At 34.5% G+C, this 18876-nt stretch carries 33 protein-coding genes; all 33 read right to left on the reverse strand.

The window, feature by feature from the left end:
• Positions 1 to 24: 24 nt before the first annotated feature.
• The 33 genes from AC4CVH_RS10120 to rpsC all read right to left on the reverse strand — a co-directional run bounded on the left by AC4CVH_RS10120 (position 25) and on the right by rpsC (position 18867).
• On the reverse strand, positions 25 to 867 hold the full coding sequence (locus AC4CVH_RS10120; RefSeq protein WP_490787641.1) for a fumarate hydratase: 843 nt from the start codon (positions 865 to 867) through the stop codon (positions 25 to 27).
• 38 nt (positions 868 to 905) lie between these two features.
• Entirely contained in the window at positions 906 to 1883 is a 978-nt protein-coding gene (locus AC4CVH_RS10125) for a GntR family transcriptional regulator (RefSeq protein WP_490787642.1), read from the reverse strand.
• Between the two features lie 71 nt (positions 1884 to 1954).
• A complete protein-coding gene (gene cwlD, locus AC4CVH_RS10130) occupies positions 1955 to 2668 on the reverse strand; it encodes an N-acetylmuramoyl-L-alanine amidase CwlD (protein ID WP_490787643.1) in 714 nt (237 codons plus the stop codon).
• 165 nt (positions 2669 to 2833) lie between these two features.
• Positions 2834 to 3226 (reverse strand): 30S ribosomal protein S9, encoded by a 393-nt coding sequence (rpsI, locus tag AC4CVH_RS10135; RefSeq protein ID WP_490787644.1) that lies wholly within the window; start codon positions 3224 to 3226, stop codon positions 2834 to 2836.
• Between the two features lie 25 nt (positions 3227 to 3251).
• On the reverse strand, positions 3252 to 3686 hold the full coding sequence (gene rplM / locus AC4CVH_RS10140; protein WP_490787645.1) for a 50S ribosomal protein L13: 435 nt from the start codon (positions 3684 to 3686) through the stop codon (positions 3252 to 3254).
• A gap of 148 nt (positions 3687 to 3834) precedes the next feature.
• Positions 3835 to 4569 (reverse strand): tRNA pseudouridine(38-40) synthase TruA, encoded by a 735-nt coding sequence (gene truA / locus AC4CVH_RS10145; protein ID WP_490787646.1) that lies wholly within the window; start codon positions 4567 to 4569, stop codon positions 3835 to 3837.
• Positions 4569 to 5378, reverse strand: a complete 810-nt coding sequence (locus tag AC4CVH_RS10150) for an energy-coupling factor transporter transmembrane component T family protein (protein ID WP_490787647.1) — start codon at positions 5376 to 5378, stop codon at positions 4569 to 4571. Before AC4CVH_RS10150 ends, truA begins: the two co-directional genes overlap by 1 nt.
• Before the next feature lie 14 nt (positions 5379 to 5392).
• Complete coding sequence (locus AC4CVH_RS10155; RefSeq protein WP_490787648.1) at positions 5393 to 6244, reverse strand: energy-coupling factor transporter ATPase; 852 nt, start codon at positions 6242 to 6244, stop codon at positions 5393 to 5395.
• On the reverse strand, positions 6229 to 7074 hold the full coding sequence (locus AC4CVH_RS10160; protein WP_490787649.1) for an energy-coupling factor transporter ATPase: 846 nt from the start codon (positions 7072 to 7074) through the stop codon (positions 6229 to 6231). Before AC4CVH_RS10160 ends, AC4CVH_RS10155 begins: the two co-directional genes overlap by 16 nt.
• Before the next feature lie 126 nt (positions 7075 to 7200).
• Positions 7201 to 7542 carry a 50S ribosomal protein L17 gene (gene rplQ / locus AC4CVH_RS10165; RefSeq protein WP_490787650.1) on the reverse strand — a complete coding sequence of 114 codons (342 nt, stop codon included), beginning with the start codon at positions 7540 to 7542 and terminating at the stop codon, positions 7201 to 7203.
• Between the two features lie 32 nt (positions 7543 to 7574).
• Complete coding sequence (locus AC4CVH_RS10170) at positions 7575 to 8522, reverse strand: DNA-directed RNA polymerase subunit alpha (RefSeq protein ID WP_490787651.1); 948 nt, start codon at positions 8520 to 8522, stop codon at positions 7575 to 7577.
• A 62-nt stretch (positions 8523 to 8584) separates the two neighbouring features.
• A complete protein-coding gene (rpsD, locus tag AC4CVH_RS10175; RefSeq protein WP_490787652.1) occupies positions 8585 to 9205 on the reverse strand; it encodes a 30S ribosomal protein S4 in 621 nt (206 codons plus the stop codon).
• 20 nt (positions 9206 to 9225) lie between these two features.
• On the reverse strand, positions 9226 to 9624 hold the full coding sequence (rpsK, locus tag AC4CVH_RS10180; RefSeq protein ID WP_490787653.1) for a 30S ribosomal protein S11: 399 nt from the start codon (positions 9622 to 9624) through the stop codon (positions 9226 to 9228).
• A 12-nt stretch (positions 9625 to 9636) separates the two neighbouring features.
• Positions 9637 to 10011: a 30S ribosomal protein S13 gene (gene rpsM, locus AC4CVH_RS10185; RefSeq protein ID WP_490787654.1), complete on the reverse strand. Its 375-nt coding sequence runs from the start codon at positions 10009 to 10011 to the stop codon at positions 9637 to 9639.
• A 134-nt stretch (positions 10012 to 10145) separates the two neighbouring features.
• Positions 10146 to 10259, reverse strand: a complete 114-nt coding sequence (rpmJ, locus tag AC4CVH_RS10190) for a 50S ribosomal protein L36 (RefSeq protein WP_002509257.1) — start codon at positions 10257 to 10259, stop codon at positions 10146 to 10148.
• An 18-nt stretch (positions 10260 to 10277) separates the two neighbouring features.
• Positions 10278 to 10496 (reverse strand): translation initiation factor IF-1, encoded by a 219-nt coding sequence (gene infA / locus AC4CVH_RS10195; protein WP_490787655.1) that lies wholly within the window; start codon positions 10494 to 10496, stop codon positions 10278 to 10280.
• A 7-nt stretch (positions 10497 to 10503) separates the two neighbouring features.
• Positions 10504 to 10785 carry an RNA-binding protein gene (locus AC4CVH_RS10200; RefSeq protein ID WP_490787656.1) on the reverse strand — a complete coding sequence of 94 codons (282 nt, stop codon included), beginning with the start codon at positions 10783 to 10785 and terminating at the stop codon, positions 10504 to 10506.
• Between the two features lie 470 nt (positions 10786 to 11255).
• Entirely contained in the window at positions 11256 to 11906 is a 651-nt protein-coding gene (locus AC4CVH_RS10205; protein ID WP_490787657.1) for an adenylate kinase, read from the reverse strand.
• A 22-nt stretch (positions 11907 to 11928) separates the two neighbouring features.
• A complete protein-coding gene (gene secY, locus AC4CVH_RS10210; protein ID WP_490787658.1) occupies positions 11929 to 13209 on the reverse strand; it encodes a preprotein translocase subunit SecY in 1281 nt (426 codons plus the stop codon).
• A 1-nt stretch (position 13210) separates the two neighbouring features.
• Positions 13211 to 13651: a 50S ribosomal protein L15 gene (rplO, locus tag AC4CVH_RS10215; RefSeq protein ID WP_490787659.1), complete on the reverse strand. Its 441-nt coding sequence runs from the start codon at positions 13649 to 13651 to the stop codon at positions 13211 to 13213.
• A gap of 18 nt (positions 13652 to 13669) precedes the next feature.
• Entirely contained in the window at positions 13670 to 13849 is a 180-nt protein-coding gene (rpmD, locus tag AC4CVH_RS10220; RefSeq protein ID WP_490787660.1) for a 50S ribosomal protein L30, read from the reverse strand.
• A gap of 12 nt (positions 13850 to 13861) precedes the next feature.
• Complete coding sequence (gene rpsE / locus AC4CVH_RS10225; protein ID WP_490787661.1) at positions 13862 to 14359, reverse strand: 30S ribosomal protein S5; 498 nt, start codon at positions 14357 to 14359, stop codon at positions 13862 to 13864.
• Positions 14360 to 14375: 16 nt separating this feature from the next.
• Positions 14376 to 14735: a 50S ribosomal protein L18 gene (gene rplR, locus AC4CVH_RS10230; protein ID WP_490787662.1), complete on the reverse strand. Its 360-nt coding sequence runs from the start codon at positions 14733 to 14735 to the stop codon at positions 14376 to 14378.
• An 18-nt stretch (positions 14736 to 14753) separates the two neighbouring features.
• Entirely contained in the window at positions 14754 to 15296 is a 543-nt protein-coding gene (gene rplF, locus AC4CVH_RS10235) for a 50S ribosomal protein L6 (protein WP_490787663.1), read from the reverse strand.
• Between the two features lie 30 nt (positions 15297 to 15326).
• On the reverse strand, positions 15327 to 15725 hold the full coding sequence (rpsH, locus tag AC4CVH_RS10240; protein WP_490787664.1) for a 30S ribosomal protein S8: 399 nt from the start codon (positions 15723 to 15725) through the stop codon (positions 15327 to 15329).
• Positions 15726 to 15760: 35 nt separating this feature from the next.
• Positions 15761 to 15946: a type Z 30S ribosomal protein S14 gene (locus AC4CVH_RS10245; RefSeq protein ID WP_182089386.1), complete on the reverse strand. Its 186-nt coding sequence runs from the start codon at positions 15944 to 15946 to the stop codon at positions 15761 to 15763.
• A gap of 12 nt (positions 15947 to 15958) precedes the next feature.
• Positions 15959 to 16504, reverse strand: coding sequence for a 50S ribosomal protein L5 (gene rplE / locus AC4CVH_RS10250; RefSeq protein ID WP_490787665.1), 546 nt, complete (start codon positions 16502 to 16504; stop codon positions 15959 to 15961).
• Positions 16505 to 16525: 21 nt separating this feature from the next.
• A complete protein-coding gene (gene rplX / locus AC4CVH_RS10255; RefSeq protein ID WP_490787666.1) occupies positions 16526 to 16843 on the reverse strand; it encodes a 50S ribosomal protein L24 in 318 nt (105 codons plus the stop codon).
• A gap of 18 nt (positions 16844 to 16861) precedes the next feature.
• Positions 16862 to 17230 carry a 50S ribosomal protein L14 gene (gene rplN, locus AC4CVH_RS10260; RefSeq protein ID WP_490787667.1) on the reverse strand — a complete coding sequence of 123 codons (369 nt, stop codon included), beginning with the start codon at positions 17228 to 17230 and terminating at the stop codon, positions 16862 to 16864.
• Between the two features lie 28 nt (positions 17231 to 17258).
• Positions 17259 to 17513 carry a 30S ribosomal protein S17 gene (gene rpsQ, locus AC4CVH_RS10265; RefSeq protein WP_490787693.1) on the reverse strand — a complete coding sequence of 85 codons (255 nt, stop codon included), beginning with the start codon at positions 17511 to 17513 and terminating at the stop codon, positions 17259 to 17261.
• Between the two features lie 19 nt (positions 17514 to 17532).
• Positions 17533 to 17745 carry a 50S ribosomal protein L29 gene (rpmC, locus tag AC4CVH_RS10270; protein ID WP_490787668.1) on the reverse strand — a complete coding sequence of 71 codons (213 nt, stop codon included), beginning with the start codon at positions 17743 to 17745 and terminating at the stop codon, positions 17533 to 17535.
• Complete coding sequence (gene rplP / locus AC4CVH_RS10275; RefSeq protein ID WP_490787669.1) at positions 17735 to 18178, reverse strand: 50S ribosomal protein L16; 444 nt, start codon at positions 18176 to 18178, stop codon at positions 17735 to 17737. Before rplP ends, rpmC begins: the two co-directional genes overlap by 11 nt.
• A 17-nt stretch (positions 18179 to 18195) precedes the next feature.
• A complete protein-coding gene (gene rpsC / locus AC4CVH_RS10280) occupies positions 18196 to 18867 on the reverse strand; it encodes a 30S ribosomal protein S3 (RefSeq protein ID WP_490787670.1) in 672 nt (223 codons plus the stop codon).
• Positions 18868 to 18876 lie beyond the last annotated feature (9 nt).

Raw genomic sequence — 18876 nt, forward strand, 5'->3', positions numbered from 1 at the left:
TTTCATCTCCTTTCATATATATTACTAAAATTCAACTTCTTTGTGTCTTGTAACATGACAGTTTAAATTTACAGCTACTGGAAGTCCGGCTATATGAGTAGGATATGTTTCTATATTCACAGAAAGTGCCGTAGTCTTTCCTCCCAGACCCTGAGGTCCTATTCCAAGCTGATTTACTTTAAATAGAAGCTCATCTTCCATTTTTGCATAAAATTCATCTTCATTTTTTCTGTCAAGTGGCCTTATAAGTGCCTGTTTTGCTAAAGCTGCCGCCTTATCAAAACTGCCGCCTATTCCTACTCCAACAACAATTGGAGGACACGGGTTCGGACCGGCGCTTTTTACTACATCAAGCACAAATTTTTTAACCCCTTCAACACCGTCGGAAGGCTTAAGCATCTTTATCTGACTCATGTTTTCGGATCCAATTCCCTTCGGTGCAACTACTATGCTTAGTTTGTCCCCTTTAACCATTTTGTAGGTTATTATAGCCGGAGTATTATCACTTGTATTAATTCTTTTCAATGGATCAGATACTATGGACTTTCTAAGGTATCCTTCAATATACCCCTGCCTCACACCTTCATTAATAGCATCTTCCAATCCGCCGCCAACAATGTGGACTTCTTGTCCAATTGTTACAAACACACAGGCCATGCCAGTATCCTGACATATTGGCATATCATTGTCTGCAGCTATATGAATATTATCTAAAATTTTGTCAAGTATATTTTTTGCATTAGGCCATTGTTCACAATTTCTAGCACTTTCTATCTTATCAACAACATCTTCTGAAAGATAATAATTTGCCTCAATACAAAGCCTTTTTACTTCTTTTATTATTTGTTCAGTGCTAATTTCTTTCATATGTCCAGTTTTCCCCCCCAAACAATATTTATCAAAATTTAATTTTGATACTTCAATTCAACTATTCTTGATTTCAAAGCTTTTACCGAATCATCATCAAGATTATACACAAATTTGAGTACCTGTTTGTTCTTGGACATTACATTCCTCACATCTTCATACCTTCCTGGAGATACTATTATAACATCAGAAGCATCCACAACCTTTTTAAGCTGTCCATCATCAACTGTATTTGTATATTTAATATCTATATTTCCAAGTCCCGCTTTTTCAAGTGCACCCTTTGCCTTGAACATAAATTCATTTGAAATACATACAAAAGCAAATCTTGTTTTATCTGGATATCTTGCAATTTTAACTATTGTTTCAAGATCCACACTTATTGCAAGTCCTAAAACCTCTTTCTTAAGTTCACTTGTGAGACTTACCACTTCATTTACGTGATTAAATGTAGATATAATCACCTGACAGTTGTTCAGTACATCTTGTACCTCCCCTTTACCACTCTTTAAGTCATTCAAGGTAAGTGGTACTACATTTATATTAGTACTATCAGTTAACTGTTTACTGAACATTCTTGATTGTTCTATATTACATTCAACATACGCAGCTGTAATTTTCTTCATTAATTTTCTTTTCTCTTTTACTCTTTTAGTCACAATTTCAATGAATTCATTAGGCGTTACACCCATTTCCACGGCTTCTTCAAAAGCAAAATCTATAAACTTTATTATCTTCTCCTTGGAAGTTTGAACCTTCCAGGGATTAGTATCTTCTGCAACAAAAGTACCTTTCCCCTGATAAGATCTCAAAACGCCCTCCTGTTCCAATTCATTATAGGCAGAACTTATTGTGTTTCTACTTACCTTTAAATTCTCAGACAATTCCCTTTCAGTGGGCATCCTGTTTCCTACTTTTAAAATATCGTTTCTTATAAGATACATTATTTGCTTCTTTACCTGTAGATAAAGCGGAACATTACTTACCTTATCTAATTTAATCTGTATTTTAATCACCTCAAAGTCTATCCAATTACTTACACTGCAAACTAATAGTATCACAACTAATTATAAATATGCAATAATGTTTAGTTATTAATACTTCCATAATATTCATCAACAGACTTTAAAAGTGAACTGGCTATTTTATTTTGATAATCGTCAGATATTAATTTTTGTCTTTCATCATAATTGGATAGAAAACCACATTCCACTATTACAGATGGCATCGTGTCATTATCCCTCAGTATCTTGTATAAATTCAAAGCAGGCTTTTCACATCTCGTATTACTTTTATCTAAATCATTTATAAGGTTTTTCTGCATTATCCCTGCAAGCTGCTTACTCTTTTCATTTTTTGAATACCATACCTGTGCTCCCCGATACTTGGATTCTGGAAACATATTTAAATGTATACTTACAAACATGCTGCAGCTGGTATCTTTTTTCATCTTGCTTCTATTGGCAAGATCCTCGATTTTTTTCTTTCTTATTCTTCCACCATCAGTATATAAACCAAAATCACCATTTCTTGTCATAAATACTTTATAGCCGTGTTTTTTCAATATATCCCTTAGTTTAATACTTATCTTTAAATTTATATCCTTCTCCACAATACCATCCTTTGTTTCAGCTCCACCATCAATCCCACCATGGCCTGGATCTATGAGTATCGAAAATTCTCCCTTTGGATTTGTATGATAGAAAGTACTCTCTGCATCCACTGTATAGCAAAATGCCTGTATGATAAATAAAAACATAATAAGAAAAACAAGTATATTCCTGCTAATTTTATTCTCCATGATAAACATCTATCCTTTCATGAAATCTAATCATTATTTTTATCACAAGGATATAAAAATATGCAGAAATCAAAAAAACTTTATAAAAAAAGATGTTTTTCAAATAGATACATCCATCTGAAAAACATCTTATAAAACTCATTATGTTCCTGAAAAACCCACTTACTATCTCTTTGAGAACTGTGGAGCTCTTCTTGCTTTTTTAAGACCGTATTTCTTTCTTTCCTTCATTCTTGGATCTCTTGTTAAAAATCCTGCTTTTTTAAGTTCAAGTCTTAAATTTTCATCAGCTTTTAAAAGTGCTCTTGATATTCCGTGTCTTATAGCACCTGCCTGACCAGTAAATCCACCACCATAGACATTTACAAGTACATCAAACTTTCCTTTTGTTGATGTTAATTCCAAAGGCTGATTTACTATAACTCTCAATGTTTCAAGACCAAAATAGTCTTCAATATTTCTTTTATTTATTATTACTTTACCTTCTCCAGGTACAAGTCTAACTCTTGCTACTGATTTCTTTCTTCTTCCTGTTCCTAAATACTGAACCTTAGCCATTTTTATCCTCCCTTCAGCTTACAAACTAATATTTTAATTCTAATACTTCTGGCTTCTGAGCCTCATGGTTGTGCTCTGAACCTTTATATACTTTCAATTTCTTGAACATTTGTCTTCCAAGTACTCCAGTTGGAAGCATTCTTCTAACTGCCTCTGAAAATACGAATTCAGGCTTCTTTTCCATTGCTTCCCTGTAAGTTATTTCTTTCAATCCACCTGCATAAAGTGAATGATGTCTCAATAATTTCTGATCTAATTTCTTACCAGTCAATAATACTTTTTCTGCATTTATTACTATAACAAAATCTCCAGTATCTACATGTGGTGTAAATATAGGCTTGTTCTTTCCTCTCAATATTGAAGCAATCTGACTTGCCACCCTACCTAACGGTTTTCCAGCTGCATCAACAACATACCATTTTCTTTCAATATCTTGTGGCTTAGCGATATATGATTTCATCCGGTTTATCCTCCTTGATCTTTTACTATAATCGTAGTTATCTATATAAAGACCCGGGGCTAGTGGATCTTTCATGCTTAGATACAAACATTATTATTATAATACAATCACCCTGGTGTGTCAACGATGAATGTATACATATTTATATTCAATAAAACACTTTCTCAAGACACAATCCCATTGGCGGCACTGGTTTCCCAGCTTTTGACCTGTCTTTTAAGTCAAGTATCACTTTTACATCTTCAGGTTTAAAGCGCCCAACACCTACTTCTAGTACAGTACCCACCATTATTCTTACCATATTATATAGGAATCCGTCTCCTACAACATCAAATACAAGAAACTTTCCCTTCTGTGTTACAGTAAATTCCTTTACTGTCCTTACTGAAGTCTTTACTGAACTTCCGCTGGATTTAAATGCCGAAAAATCATGAGTTCCAAGAAAAAACCCACATGACCTTTTCATGTTATTAAAATCCAGCTTTCTAGAAAAGTAATACATGTAATTTCTGTTTATGGCCGGTTTGTTTTTACCTGTGACAATAGTATAAGTATATCTTTTTCCTATACTGTTATATCTCGCATGGAAACTTTCCGAAACCTGCGTCGAATCGAGAACAACTATATCACAGGGTAATATTCCATTTAAAACCATTTTAAAATTATCCGGCGGTATACCGCTGTCAGTCATAAAATTACAAACAAAACCCCTTGCATGAACTCCCGCATCAGTTCTGCTGCATCCTATAACCTCGGAAAAACTTCCAGTTGCTTTTTTAATGGAAGTTTCCAGCTTTTCCTGTATTGTCATTGCATTTTTCTGTCTCTGCCATCCCGAGTAATTGGTCCCATCATATTCAACAATAAGTCTTATATTTATCATTAATTCCACCATACTCTACTGAATATTGATATGGCAACCAAACATCCCATAGATAACGAAGCAATAAAATCTTTATTTGTGATCTTAAGCTGTTTCATTCTGGTTCGCCCTTCTCCGCCTCTGTAACACCTTGCTTCCATAGCCATAGCAAGTTCATCTGCACGTCTGAATGAACTTATAAAAAGTGGTACCAGAATTGGTATAAGGCTTTTTGCTCTATTTACTAAATTTCCAGACTCAAAATCTGCTCCTCTTGCCATTTGCGCTTTCATTATCTTGTCAGTCTCATCCATAAGTGTTGGTATAAATCTAAGTGCTATAGTCATCATCATAGCTAATTCATGAGCCGGTAATCCAATCTTTCTCATAGGATTAAGCAATTTTTCAATCCCGTCCGTAAGCTCTATAGGTGATGTTGTAAGAGTTAAAAGTGACGTTCCTATAATCAAAAATACAAGCCTTAGAACCATAAATACAGCCAGTACTATACCTTCCCTGTATACCGTTATAAATTTCCATTTAAAAAGAGGCGGATTTACCCCCGTAGTCATAAACACATTTAAAACGGCTGTTATAAGAGCAAGAATTAAAATTGGCTTCAATCCCTTGTATATATATGAAAATTTCACTTTAGATACTGCTATGCATAAAAATGTGAAAATCACTATAAAAATATACCCTCTAAAGTTATTTACTATAAATAAATCTACAATATAGATTATGGATATCAATATTTTAACTCTTGGATCTAATTTGTGAATAAAAGAGTTTCCAGGTATGTACTGTCCAATAGTAATATCTTTAATCATAACTAACTCCCCTATCACTTACTTAATATTTTAAGTATTTCATCTTTTGCCTGGTCTACAGTAAACAAGTTCTCAGAAATATTGAACCCTTTTGCTTTAAGTTTTCTTACAAGATAAGTTACTTTCGGAACAGCCAATCCAACACTTTCCAATGTATCTACTTCCGAAAATACACGACTTGGAGGACCGTCTAATATACATTTTCCTTTATGCATTACAAGTATTCTATTCGCAAGTTTCGCCACATCTTCCATACTATGAGATACAAATATTATTGTCATATTATACTCATTGTGCAAATCCTTTATCTTGCCGAGAATTTCATCTCTTCCTTCCGGATCAAGACCTGCAGTAGGTTCATCCAATATTAGAATTTTAGGTTCCATCGCAACTACACCTGCTATTGCGACTCTTCTCTTCTGCCCGCCACTCACTTCAAATGGAGATTTATCTTTATATTTATCATAATCAAGTCCAACCATGGTCATGGCTCTCTCTACTCTTTTATGTATGTCATCATCGCTTAATCCCAAATTTTTAGGTCCAAAAGAGATGTCCTTTTCAATAGTTTCTTCAAACAATTGATATTCCGGATATTGAAATACCAATCCAACTTTTTTTCTTATAAAGTTAAGATTCGTATTTTTGTCTGTTATATCAGTTCCATCTATCGTTATACTACCACAGTCTGGCTTTAAAAGACCATTTATATGCTGAATGAGTGTAGACTTACCAGAACCGGTATGTCCTATAAGAGCTACAAATTCCCCTTCTTCTATTTTAACATTAACATTGTCTATAGCCTTTTTTTCAAAAGGAGATCCCTTCATATATACATGGGTCAAATTTTTTATTTCAATCGACATAATTCTTTCACCATCTCATCTATAGTCAATATATTTGGTTTTATGTTAATTCCACTTTTACCAAGTTTGTATGCCAATTCAGTCATCTGAGGTACATCAAGTCCCAAACTTTTTATTTTTTCAACTTTACTGAATACGTCTCTAGGAGTACCCTGCAAAGAAACTTTTCCTTCATCTATAACAATTATTCTATCCGCCTGTGCAGCTTCATCCATATAATGTGTAATAAGTATCACAGTAATTCCATATTTGCTATTTATCTCTTTTATTGTATTCATTACTTCCTGCCTGCCCGACGGGTCAAGCATTGCAGTAGATTCATCAAATATCATACAGTCAGGCATCATAGCCAAGACCCCTGCTATTGCAACTCTCTGTTTCTGACCCCCTGAAAGTAAATGAGGTGCATTTCTTCTATACTGATACATATTTACTCTTTTTAGACACTCGTCCACCCTAGTACGTATTTCCTCCGGAGGAACTCCCAGATTTTCTGGACCGAAAGCAACATCTTCCTCCACAATAGTGGCAACAATTTGGTTATCTGGATTCTGAAATACCATTCCTGCTTTATTTCTTATATCCCATGTATTTTCTTCGTTTGAAGTATCCAAATCACCAACATACATCTTTCCTTCAGTTGGTACAAGCAACGCATTCATGTGTTTAGCCAGTGTGGATTTTCCAGAGCCATTTCTTCCTAAAATTGCAACAAACTCTCCTCTTTTTATACTAAACGTAACATGATCTACGACTAATTTTGATTTACTTTCACTCTCAGCATCATATCTAAAACTTAAATTTTTACAATCAATCATACTTTTTTCCATTCAGGCACCTCACTTCCAATACATAGAAGCATCATAATTTATACTAATATTAAATATATCACGTTTAATACATGAATTAAAGAATATATTAAAATGGGGATTAAGCTAACTTAATCCCCCGAGCTTTTATACCAATTCTAATATAACTAACTCAGCTCCGTCTCCTCTTCGTGGACCCATTTTATACATTCTTGTATATCCGCCGTTTCTCTCATTGTACTTAGGAGCTATATTGTCAAACAATTTTTTTACAACTTCCTTTTCTGTTACAAAGGAAAGCACCTGCCTTCTTGCGTGAAGATCTCCTCTTTTAGCAAGTGTAATCATTTTTTCTGCTAGATTTCTAGTTTCCTGAGCCCTAGTAGATGTAGTCTGGATCTTTTCATGTTTCAAAAAACTAGTAACAAGATTTCTAAGCATTGCTTTTCTCTGATCGGTTGGACGACCTAATTTACGATGTGAAGCCATCTATATCCCTCCCTATCTGCAATATATTTTTTCTATTCCTCATTTTGCTTTAAAGATAATCCCAAAGCATCGAGTTTTTGTTCAACTTCTTCTAAAGATTTTTTACCTAAATTTCTGACTTTCATCATATCATCCATAGTTCTTTCAGTTAATTCCTGGACGGTATTTATGCCAGCTCTCTTTAAGCAATTATAACTTCTTACAGAAAGGTCAAGTTCTTCGATAGTCATCTCAAGTACTTTTTCCTTCTTGTCTTCCTCTTTTTCAACCATTATTTCCACATTATTGGCATGGTCAGTAAGTGTCATAAATAACTTAAAATGTTCTATTAATATCTTTGCTGACAAGCTTACAGCTTCATCCGGCATTATCGTTCCATTTGTCCACACTTCAAGGGATAATTTATCATAATCAGTAATTTGGCCAACTCTAGTATTCTCTACATTAAAATTAACTCTTTTTACCGGTGTATATATAGAATCCACAGGAATTGTACCTATAGGCATATCTTCGGTTTTGTTTTTAGCCTGAGATACATATCCTCTTCCTGTACTAACCATGATCTCCATATATAATTTTGCATCATCATCCAAAGTAGCTATATGTAAATCAGGATTTATTATTTCAACATCACCGTCAGTTTTTATATCTCCAGCCTTTACTTCTCCTGGTCCCTCGGCATCTATATATATAGTTCTCGGTTCATCATCATTCATTTTGAGTGCTAATAACTTTATGTTTAAAATTAACTCAGCAACATCTTCTTTAACTCCACGGACTGTTGAAAATTCATGAAGGACTCCTTCAATCTTCACATGATTAGCAGCAACTCCTGGTAAAGATGAAAGAAGTATTCTTCTAAGTGCATTTCCAAGAGTAATACCGTAACCTCTTTCTAATGGTTCTACTACAAATTTTCCGTATTTGCCATCTTCACTTAGCTCTGCGCATTCTATTTTTGGCTTTTCTATTTCCAACATGATATAACCCTCCTTCTATTTATATTATAATTTATTTCGAGGGCAACTGATCTCTATATTAACTACTTACTATATAACTCTACAATTAATGTTTCATTAACTGGAATGTCTATATCTTCTCTTGAAGGTTCCCTTACAACTTTTCCTTCAAAATTTTCTACATTTCCCTCTAACCAAGCAGGTAAAGTTTTAGGATTTTCTGCAAAAACCTTAAATTTTTCAGATGATCTGCTCTTTTCACAAATAGAAACAACATCATTTACAGATACTTCATAAGAAGGAATATCAACTTTCTTGCCGTTAACCAAGAAATGACCATGTGTAACTAATTGTCTAGCCTCTGATCTTGACTGTCCATATCCTAACTTATATGCCACATTATCAAGTCTCATTTCAAGAAGCCTTAACAAATTTTCACCTGTTATGCCCTTTTTCCTGTCAGCTTCCCTGTAGTATCTTCTAAACTGTCCTTCTAAGACTCCATATATTCTTTTTGCCTTTTGTTTTTCTCTTAATTGTGAACCGTAGTTTGATATCTTCTTTCTTCCTTGTCCATGCTGTCCCGGCGCATATCCTCTTCTGGATACTGCACATTTATCTGTATAACATCTATCTCCCTTAAGAAATAGTTTTAAGCCTTCTCGTCTGCATAATCTGCACACTGATTCAGTATATCTTGCCATTAAAATTACACCTCCTATTACTAGACTCTTCTTCTCTTTGGTGGTCTGCATCCATTATGTGGTATTGGAGTTACATCTTTTATGAGAGTAACTTCAAGTCCTGCAGCCTGAAGTGACCTTATTGCCGCTTCTCTTCCTGCTCCTGGTCCCTTTACATATACCTCTATGCTCTTAAGGCCATGTTCCATAGCTGCTTTGGCTGAAGTCTCAGCTGCCATTTGTGCAGCAAAGGGAGTACTTTTTCTTGAACCTCTAAAGCCTAATCCACCAGCACTAGCCCAAGACAATGTATTTCCAACAGCGTCAGTTATAGTAACAATAGAATTATTAAAAGTTGACTTTATATGTGCACAACCATGTTCTATATTTTTTCTCTCTTTTTTTCTTCTTGATTTTTTAACTTTGGATACTGCTGCCATCTACTTACCTCCTTATACTAATTTTTTCTTCTTAGCTCCTACCATCTTTTTAGGACCTTTTCTAGTTCTTGCATTTGTCTTAGTCTTCTGTCCTCTAACTGGAAGTCCTCTTCTATGTCTTACTCCTCTATATGATCCTATCTCTATCAATCTCTTAATATTAAGGGCAGTTTCTCTTCTTAAGTCACCCTCAACTTTTAAATTCTTTATATAATCTCTGAGAAGATTAACTTCTTTTTCTGTCAAATCTTTTACTCTTATATCTGGGTTTACACCAGTTTCTTTGAGAATTTTTCTGGAAGTAGATAAACCTATTCCAAATATATATGTCAGACCTATTTCTACTCTTTTTTCTTTTGGTAGATCAATTCCTGATATTCTTGCCATTAATTTACACCTCCCAATTATCTGTTTATTAAGGATTTTAATTTTAGTTTATAAAAAATCTTAAGGTAAGCAGAATACTTATCCTGCCACAGCCGCACCTTAAAATATTATCTAGCTTAGTACTTACTCTTTAATCAGCCCTGTTTCTGTTTGTGCTTAGGATTTTCACATATAACCATTACTTTTCCTTTTCTTTTTATTACTTTGCACTTCTCACAAATGGGCTTAACTGATGGTCTTACTTTCATATAGTTAATCCTCCTTAATTACTTTGCTCTCCAGGTTATTCTTCCGCGTGTTAAATCATACGGAGAAAGTTCAACTGTTACTTTATCACCTGGCAAGATTCTTATAAAATTCATTCTTAGTTTACCTGATATATGTGCCAGTATTTTTTGTCCGCTTTCCAATTCTACTTCAAACATTGCATTAGGTAAAGCCTCTACAACCGTACCCTGCATTTCTATAACATCATCTTTTGACATAAGGTAATCAAACCTCCTTACTCTTGTCGTAAGACTGTAAAAAACTCTTTATAATTGAATTAGCAGTTTTCTGGTGGGTGCCCAATAAATTTTCCATGTCACAATATCCATGACTTAGAAAAACTAGATGCCTAAACTTTTTTTTCTTCGGTCTTTCAAGCGGCCTCAGTCCACCATCACTTATATACACATGATTTTCATCTGAAATTCCTACTATTATAAAAAATCTTCCTTTGTCTCTTCCAGCTTTAGATAAAACTACTTTTCCTATACAATCACAAATGGCCAATAAAATCACCTCTTATTATTCTATTAAGGTTACTATTTCCGGACCATCTTACACTAAGCAATTGTATTCTCATAATAAGCCAACGAGCTTCCATATAAAGATCCAACAGCTAAACACATTCATTGCAATAATTTAAGGTCCTTTTTAACTTATTCATTAAAATTACATACTGGGGGATCTCCATGAACATGGTGAGCTATTCTCCAAAACCTGTATAATCTCATACAACAAAGAAATTCAAATACATCCATCTAGCATGGCACCACAGTAAATGCCCATTGCATCCCCTTTTTCAAGTTCTGCATACATGACATAAGCAACTTCTAAATTAACAGAAGTATTCTTGCGGATAGTAAAACCGTACTCTTTGATTTCATATATTCATATGAAATTCTGTCCAATTAATGTTTAGTTATTCCAAATCTCATGGCTCTTAAGTTCAATTTTTCTTTCCTTCTTTATGTTATCATTTATGCACAACTATTCAAGGATTTTTTTACTCTCTCAAAAACTTCATCTATATCACCAGTTCCATCAACTGCTAAAAGCTTATTCTCATTTTTGTAATAACCTATTAACGGTTGTGTTTGTTCAGCATAAACATCAAGTCTGTCTTTAACTGTAGATTCAGTATCATCTTTTCTCTGAACTACATCCCCACCACAAGCATCACACTTACCATGGACCTTAGTAGGATTAAACTTAATATGATAACTTGCACCACACGATGAACAAACTCTTCTTCCTGTCATTCTTTCAAGAATGAACTCTTTTGGTACATCTATCAATAAAGCTGCATCTACGGACTTAGAATCACTTTTCAAAAAATCATCTAAAGCCTTAGCCTGGTTTACCGTTCTTGGAAATCCATCCAGTAAAAATCCTTTTTGACAATCTTCCATGCCAAGTCTGTCTTTAACTATATCTATAGTCAACTCATCCGGAACCAGTTTTCCAGCATCGAGATAGCTTTTGGCCTTAATCCCGAGTGGAGTTTTTTCAGCGATATTTTTTCTAAAAATATCTCCAGTAGATATATGGGGTACACTATACTTTTCGCTTATAAACTTAGCTTGAGTTCCCTTACCGGCCCCTGGAGGACCCAATAAAATTATCTTCAACTGCATCATCTCCAAATTATATTTACTTTAAAAATCCTTGATAATGACGCACAACCAATTGAGATTCTATTTGTCTAATAGTTTCAATTGCAACATTTACAATTATAAGAAGCCCAGTTCCACCAAAATATATTCCTTTGAAATTGCTATAAGCCTCACAAAATATAGGTGCTATTGCAACTATCCCTGCAAAAGCTCCTCCTAAAATCGAAACTTTAGTCAGAACTCTTTCTATATATAAAGCTGTTGGTTCGCCTGGCCTTATTCCCGGAATAAATCCAGAAGACTTATTCATGTTCTCTGCCATTTCATCCGGTTTCAAGGTTACTTGAGTATAGAACCATGTAAAAAAGATTGTCAACACAAAATACAATACTGCATATTCCCAGTTACTTTCCTTGAAAGGACTAAATTTACCCGCAGTCACAAATTTATAAAATGCTGAGTTAGGGAAAAACTGTCCTATAGTCGTTGGAAACTGCATAACTGATATAGCAAATATTATTCCAATTACAGCTGATCCATTTACATTAATAGGAATATTGGTAGACTGTCCCTTATACATTCTTCCGCCGGCAGTCTTACCAGCATATTGAATTGGAATTCGTCTTTCAGACAGACTGGTAATTACAACTGCTACAAAGAGTACTATGGCAACTACTGCAAAAGCTATAACTTCAACAAAATTTACTATTTGAGTCTCCTGCAACTTAAAAATTCCAGTTATCGTAGATGGAAACCTTGAAATAATATTTATAAATATTATAAGGGAAATTCCATTACCAATACCATGCTGGGTAATTTTATCTCCAAGCCACATCAAAAACGTGGAAGCAGTTGTAACAGTGAGAATTATCATAAAAATATCGAATTTGCTTGATTGATTTACAAGTGCACCAGCACTTGCTATTATTGCATATATACTAAAACCCTGTACCAATCCCAAAGGAACTGACACATACCTTGTATACTCCTGTATCTTTTTTCTTCCCTCTTCCCCTTCTTTTGACAATTGTTCAAGACGGGGCACAGCTACTGTAAGCAGTTGCATTATGATGGAAGAATTGATAAACGGTACAACTCCCATAGCAAATATACTAAATCTACTAAAGGCTCCTCCTGATATCAAATCATAAAATCCAATAAGTGAACCTCCACTAGTTAAGCTGGATAACTTTGTAGTATCAATCCCTGGAACAGGAATAAAATTACCAAGCCTAAAAATAAGTACCATAGCTAAAGTAAATAACAATCTCTTTCTTAATTCTGGAACCTTCCAGGCATTACGTAAGGTTGATAACACCCTATATCACCTCAACTTTTCCTCCAGCGGCTTCTATTTTTTCTGCTGCAGCTTTTGTAAATTTAACTGCCTTTACTGTAAGTTTCTTGTTTAACTCTCCATTTCCAAGTACTTTCAATCCATTTTTAGACTTCTTAATCATGCCTTTTTCTAAAAGTACCTGAGAAGTTATTTCTGTTCCATCTTCAAAAACATTTAATTTCTCAACATTAATTTGTGAGTATTCTTTTGAAAATATGTTTGTAAATCCTCTTTTAGGAATTCTTCTGAAGAGAGGCATCTGTCCTCCTTCAAATCCTAATCTTACTCCGCCTCCAGATCTAGCTTTCTGGCCTTTTTCACCTTTTCCGGCATTTCTACCTAATCCAGATCCAGTACCTCTACCAACTCTTTTTGGAGATTTTTTTGATCCTGATGCAGATTTAAGCTCATGAAGTTTCATTTTTTGCACCTCCTCCTATTACGCTTCTTCAACTTTTAAAAGATAACTAACTTTTTTTATCATACCTCTTATCTGAGGAGTATCTTCTTTTTCAACTACGCTTCTTATCTTTCTTAATCCAAGTGCCTGAATCGTAGCTATATGATCTTTTTTTCTTCCTATTAAACTTTTTTCCAAAGTTATTTTAAGTTTAGCCAAAGGTATTACCTCCTAACCTAAAATCTCTTCAACAGTTTTACCTCTAAGATTAGCAACTTGTTCTGCTGTTCTTAGTCTCGATAAACCGTCAATAGTGGCATTTACCATATTTGTTGGATTGTTTGTTCCAAGTGACTTTGCTCTTACATCTTTTATTCCTGCAAGTTCGAGTACTGCTCTAGCTGGTCCACCAGCTATAACACCGGTTCCTTTTGATGCTGTTTTTATAAGAACTCTTCCAGTACCAAACTCTCCTATAATATCATGAGGTACTGTAGTACCTACTATTGCAACATCAATTAGATTTTTCTTTGCATCTTCTATTCCTTTTCTGATTGCTTCAGGTATTTCTATCGATTTACCACTTCCAACACCTACATGGCCGGCTTCATCTCCAACCACTACCAATGCACTAAATCTAAAATTTCTACCGCCTTTAACAACCTTAGCAACTCTATTTATAAAAACAACTTTTTCTTTAAGATTCAAAGTGCTAGGATCTATTCTCATTAATTTTCCTCCTTCTTTAGAATTTCAAGCCAGCTTCCCTTGCACCTTCTGCAAGATTCTGTACTCTTCCATGATATATATATCCGCCTCTATCAAATACAACATTTGTAATCCCATTCTCTACAGCTTTTTTTCCTATATTTGTACCAACAATCTTAGCTGCCTCTTTATTACTTCCTGTTCCTTCGAATTCTTTATCAAGACTGGATGCTGAAACTAAAGTTATTCCCTTTACATCATCTATCAACTGTGCATATATGTTTTTATCACTTCTATATACTGCAAGTCTTGGCCTTTCAGCAGTTCCAAAGATTCTCTTACGAACTCTAAGATGACGCTTTGCTCTTAATTTTTTCCTGTCATTCTTTTTAAACATAGAAATCACTCCTTTCTGCTATTTCTTTCCAGTTTTACCTTCCTTACGTCTTATATGTTCGTTGTCATACTTAATACCTTTTCCTTTATAAGGTTCTGGTTTTCTCCAACTTCTTATATCAGCTGCAACGTCTCCAACAACTGCCTTATCTATACCTTTTACTATAATTTGCGTTGAACTTGGTGTTTCAAAAGTTATACCTTCAGCAGGTTCTACTTCAACTGGATGTGAATATCCAAGACTCATTACCAATTTTTTACCCTTAACCTGTGCTCTATACCCAACTCCGACAAGTTCAAGAGTTTTTGCATATCCTTCTGTTACTCCAATTACCATATTATTTATAAGAGCTCTTGTTAATCCGTGTAGAGCTTTTATTTGACTTTCATCGTTATGTCTTTTAACTACTACTGAATCATTTTCAACAGTTATACTCATTTCTTTTCTCATAGCCTTGACAAGCTGACCTTTAGGTCCTTTTACAGTAACAACGTTATCTGGTGTTACCGTAACCGTCACGCCGCCTGGGATAGCTACTGGAAGTCTTCCTATCCTTGACATTATTACACCTCCTGTGGTATTAGTAGGTCTCTACCATATGTAACAAAGTACTTCTCCACCTACTCCTAATTTTCTTGCTTCTCTATCTGTAACAATTCCGCTTGAAGTTGATATTATAGCAATTCCAAGACCATTTAAAACCTTTGGTATTTCTTCTTTTCTGCAATAAACTCTTAATCCAGGCTTTGAAATTCTCTTAAGTCCTGTTATAACTCTTTGTTTATTTTCAGCATATTTCATTGAAAATCTCAACATTTTAACGCAACCGTCCGCATACTCTTCCAAATCTTTGACATATCCTTCTTGAAGCATTATATTTAATATTGCCTTCTTAATGTTTGAAGAAGGTACCTCTACTATTTCGTGTTTAACAATGTTTGCATTTCTTATACGTGTAAGCAAATCTGCTATAGGATCAGTCATTACCATTTATTGTGTGCCTCCTTTCATTTACAATTCCATGATTACCAACTTGCTTTTCGGCATCCAGGTATTTCTCCTTTATATGCAAGTTCTCTAAAACAAATACGACATATTCCATATTTCTTCAAAACAGAATGAGGTCTTCCACATATTCTGCATCTTGTATACGCTCTAGTCGGATATTTTGGCTGTTTTTTGTATTTTTCTATTAAAGCCTTACGTGCCATGCTTTTCCCTCCTTATCTTTGAGTAAATGGCATACCGAGATCTTTAAGCAACTCCCTTGCTTCCTCGTCGGTATTAGCAGTCGTAACAAATATTATATCCATACCTCTTACTTTATCTATCTTATCATATTCTATTTCTGGGAATATGAGTTGTTCCTTAATTCCTAAAGAGTAATTTCCTCTACCGTCAAATGATTTATCTGAAATTCCTGAAAAATCCCTAACTCTTGGAAGTGCAACGTTAATTAGTTTGTCTGCAAATTCATACATATACTGTCTTCTTAAAGTTACCTTACACCCTATAGGCATGTTTTCCCTTATTTTAAAATTAGCAACTGATTTCTTTGCTCTAGTTAAAACTGGTTTTTGACCTGTAATTATAGTTAAATCACTTACTGCTGATTCCAAAGCCTTAGGATTATCTTTGGCTTCACCAACACCCATGTTTATAACTATTTTTTCCAATCCAGGTGCCTGCATTATATTTGCATACTTAAACTTCTCCATTAAAGCAGGAACTACTTCATTTTTATATTTTTCTTGTAATCTTGAACTCATGTTTTGCCCTCCTTTCAAAGATTAAAATGTTTCTCCGCACTTTTTACATACTCTTACTTTTGTCCCATCGTCAAGTATTTTACTGTTTATTCTAGTAACTTTCTTGCATTTATTACAATACAACATTACCTTCGAGCTGTATATTGGAGCTTCTTTGTGGATTATTCCACCTTCCATATTAGCCTTGTTAGGCTTTTGATGCTTTGAAACTACATTTACATCTTTAACAATGATTTTACCAGCTTTAGGATTGACTGATAGAACTTCTCCGATCTTTCCTTTATCCTTGCCTGATATAACCATAACTGTATCTTTCTTTCTTACATGTATCTTTGCCATTCTAGACACCTCCTTATCTTATAGAACTTCAGGTGCTAATGATAATATCCTTGTGAAATCTTTATCCCTTAGCTCTCTTGCAACCGGTCCGAAAATACGTGTTCCTTTTGGCTGCTTTTCATCACTTATTATTACTGCAGCATTTTCGTCAAATCTTATATACGAACCATCAGATCTTCTAAGTCCTTTTACAGATCTAACTATAACGGCTTTTACTACATCGCCTTTTTTAACAACACCGCCAGGTGTTGCACTTTTAACGCTGGCAACTATTATATCTCCGATGTTTCCCCATTTTCTTTTGGAACCGCCCATTACTCTTATACACATAATTTCTTTTGCTCCAGAATTATCTGCAACTTTCAATAATGTCTGCTGTTGAATCATTGAAATACCCTCCTTTCAGCTTCATATACTATTTAGCTTTTTCTACTACTTCAACAAGTCTCCACCTTTTATCTTTAGATAAAGGTCTAGTCTCCATAATCAACACTCTATCATTATTTTTCGCTTCATTTTTCTCATCATGAGCTTTAAATTTGGTAGTTCTGTTCATTATCTTACCATACAATGGATGTCGAACTTTTGTTTCTACTGCAACCACAATAGTCTTATCCATCTTGTCGGATACAACTCTACCTATTTTTGTCTTTCTATTATTTCTTTCCACAAGACAACCTCCTTTCAATCTACTGTTCCAAAGTCTTTAGCTCATTTTCTCTAATTATAGTTTTAACCTGAGCTATTGATCTTTTTACTTCCTTTATCCTCATTGGATTCTCTAATTGGCCTATAGCTAATTGAAATCTCAGGTTGAATAATTCTGACTTGAAATCAGCTAGCTTCGCCTGTAAGTCTTGAGGGCTATTGTTTCTTAATTCATTTATTTCCTTAGCCTTCATTGCTTTCACCACCAATTTTTTCAAAATCTTTTCTTGTTACAAATTTAGTCTTTATAGGAAGCTTATATGCAGCAAGTCTCATAGCTGCTCGTGCTACATCCTCACCAACACCTGATAATTCAAATAATACTCTGTCAGGCTTAACTACAGATACCCAATATTCTGGTGATCCTTTACCGGAACCCATACGAGTTTCTGCTGGTTTTTCAGTGATTGGTTTATCCGGGAAAATCTTTATCCAAAGTTTTCCTCCTCTTTTTATATATCTATTTATAGCTACTCTGGCAGCTTCTATTTGGTTGCTTGTAATCCATCCGCATTCAGTAGCTTGTAAAGCATAATCTCCATATGCTATAAAATTACCTCTTGTAGCTCTACCCCTCATTCTACCACGCTGTACCTTACGATGTTTAACTCTCTTAGGCATTAACATGTTGTATTCCTCCTTTCCTATGCGTTAGCTTCTTCTTTACCTTCAACATTTTTCTTTGTTGGAAGTATTTCTCCTCTATATACCCAAACTTTAACACCTATCTTGCCATAAGTTGTATCTGCTTCAGCAAATCCGTAATCAATATCAGCTCTCAAAGTTTGAAGTGGAATTGTTCCTTCATGATAAGATTCAGCCCTAGCAATTTCTGCTCCGCCAAGTCTTCCAGAACAAGTAGTTTTAACTCCCTTTACTCCGCTCTTCATTGATCGTTGTATTGTTTGTTTCATAGCTCTTCTAAAAGAAATTCTTTTTTCAAGTTGAAGTGCTATATTTTCAGCCATAAGCTGTGCATCGCCTTCTGCTGATTTTACTTCAACTATATTTATAAGTATAGTTTTTTCTCTAATTATTTTCTGTAATTCAGTTTTCAGAGCATCTATTCCCTGTCCGCCTTTTCCTATTATCATACCTGGCTTAGCCGTAAATATATTAAGTTTAACTCTTTTTGCTGCTCTTTCTATCTGAATTTTTGAAACTCCAGCAATTTTTGTTCTTGCCTTAATAAATTTTCTTATGGCATTATCTTCTACTAGATTATCTGCAAAATCCTTTTTTCCTGCATACCACTTAGAATCCCACTCTTTGATAACTCCGACCCTAAGGCCATGTGGATGTACTTTCTGTCCCATCTTTTTCCC

Source organism: Clostridium pabulibutyricum (assembly GCF_058242705.1).

What these genes read in the sequence shown, in the direction of transcription:
- rplO (WP_490787659.1), bottom strand. Translation starts at nt 13,651, where the DNA reads ATGAAACTTCATGAGCTTAAATCTGCATCAGGATCAAAAAAATCTCCA.
- rpsM (WP_490787654.1), bottom strand. Translation starts at nt 10,011, where the DNA reads ATGGCAAGAATATCAGGAATTGATCTACCAAAAGAAAAAAGAGTAGAA.
- AC4CVH_RS10155 (WP_490787648.1), bottom strand. Translation starts at nt 6,244, where the DNA reads ATGTCGATTGAAATAAAAAATTTGACCCATGTATATATGAAGGGATCT.
- AC4CVH_RS10160 (WP_490787649.1), bottom strand. Translation starts at nt 7,074, where the DNA reads ATGGAAAAAAGTATGATTGATTGTAAAAATTTAAGTTTTAGATATGAT.
- rpsE (WP_490787661.1), bottom strand. Translation starts at nt 14,359, where the DNA reads ATGAGAATAGATCCTAGCACTTTGAATCTTAAAGAAAAAGTTGTTTTT.
- infA (WP_490787655.1), bottom strand. Translation starts at nt 10,496, where the DNA reads ATGTCAAAAGATGATGTTATAGAAATGCAGGGTACGGTTGTAGAGGCT.
- rplP (WP_490787669.1), bottom strand. Translation starts at nt 18,178, where the DNA reads ATGTTAATGCCTAAGAGAGTTAAACATCGTAAGGTACAGCGTGGTAGA.
- rplM (WP_490787645.1), bottom strand. Translation starts at nt 3,686, where the DNA reads ATGAAATCATATATCGCTAAGCCACAAGATATTGAAAGAAAATGGTAT.
- rpsC (WP_490787670.1), bottom strand. Translation starts at nt 18,867, where the DNA reads ATGGGACAGAAAGTACATCCACATGGCCTTAGGGTCGGAGTTATCAAA.
- cwlD (WP_490787643.1), bottom strand. Translation starts at nt 2,668, where the DNA reads ATGGAGAATAAAATTAGCAGGAATATACTTGTTTTTCTTATTATGTTT.
- rplR (WP_490787662.1), bottom strand. Translation starts at nt 14,735, where the DNA reads ATGTTTAAAAAGAATGACAGGAAAAAATTAAGAGCAAAGCGTCATCTT.
- rplF (WP_490787663.1), bottom strand. Translation starts at nt 15,296, where the DNA reads ATGTCAAGGATAGGAAGACTTCCAGTAGCTATCCCAGGCGGCGTGACG.
- rpsI (WP_490787644.1), bottom strand. Translation starts at nt 3,226, where the DNA reads ATGGCTAAGGTTCAGTATTTAGGAACAGGAAGAAGAAAGAAATCAGTA.
- AC4CVH_RS10170 (WP_490787651.1), bottom strand. Translation starts at nt 8,522, where the DNA reads ATGTTGGAAATAGAAAAGCCAAAAATAGAATGCGCAGAGCTAAGTGAA.
- rplQ (WP_490787650.1), bottom strand. Translation starts at nt 7,542, where the DNA reads ATGGCTTCACATCGTAAATTAGGTCGTCCAACCGATCAGAGAAAAGCA.
- rplE (WP_490787665.1), bottom strand. Translation starts at nt 16,504, where the DNA reads ATGAGTTCAAGATTACAAGAAAAATATAAAAATGAAGTAGTTCCTGCT.
- AC4CVH_RS10120 (WP_490787641.1), bottom strand. Translation starts at nt 867, where the DNA reads ATGAAAGAAATTAGCACTGAACAAATAATAAAAGAAGTAAAAAGGCTT.
- rpmC (WP_490787668.1), bottom strand. Translation starts at nt 17,745, where the DNA reads ATGAAGGCTAAGGAAATAAATGAATTAAGAAACAATAGCCCTCAAGAC.
- rplN (WP_490787667.1), bottom strand. Translation starts at nt 17,230, where the DNA reads ATGATTCAACAGCAGACATTATTGAAAGTTGCAGATAATTCTGGAGCA.
- rpmJ (WP_002509257.1), bottom strand. Translation starts at nt 10,259, where the DNA reads ATGAAAGTAAGACCATCAGTTAAGCCCATTTGTGAGAAGTGCAAAGTA.
- rpsH (WP_490787664.1), bottom strand. Translation starts at nt 15,725, where the DNA reads ATGGTAATGACTGATCCTATAGCAGATTTGCTTACACGTATAAGAAAT.
- rpsK (WP_490787653.1), bottom strand. Translation starts at nt 9,624, where the DNA reads ATGGCAGCAGTATCCAAAGTTAAAAAATCAAGAAGAAAAAAAGAGAGA.
- truA (WP_490787646.1), bottom strand. Translation starts at nt 4,569, where the DNA reads ATGATAAATATAAGACTTATTGTTGAATATGATGGGACCAATTACTCG.
- AC4CVH_RS10150 (WP_490787647.1), bottom strand. Translation starts at nt 5,378, where the DNA reads ATGATTAAAGATATTACTATTGGACAGTACATACCTGGAAACTCTTTT.
- AC4CVH_RS10245 (WP_182089386.1), bottom strand. Translation starts at nt 15,946, where the DNA reads ATGGCACGTAAGGCTTTAATAGAAAAATACAAAAAACAGCCAAAATAT.
- rplX (WP_490787666.1), bottom strand. Translation starts at nt 16,843, where the DNA reads ATGGCAAAGATACATGTAAGAAAGAAAGATACAGTTATGGTTATATCA.
- rpsD (WP_490787652.1), bottom strand. Translation starts at nt 9,205, where the DNA reads ATGGCAAGATATACTGAATCAGTGTGCAGATTATGCAGACGAGAAGGC.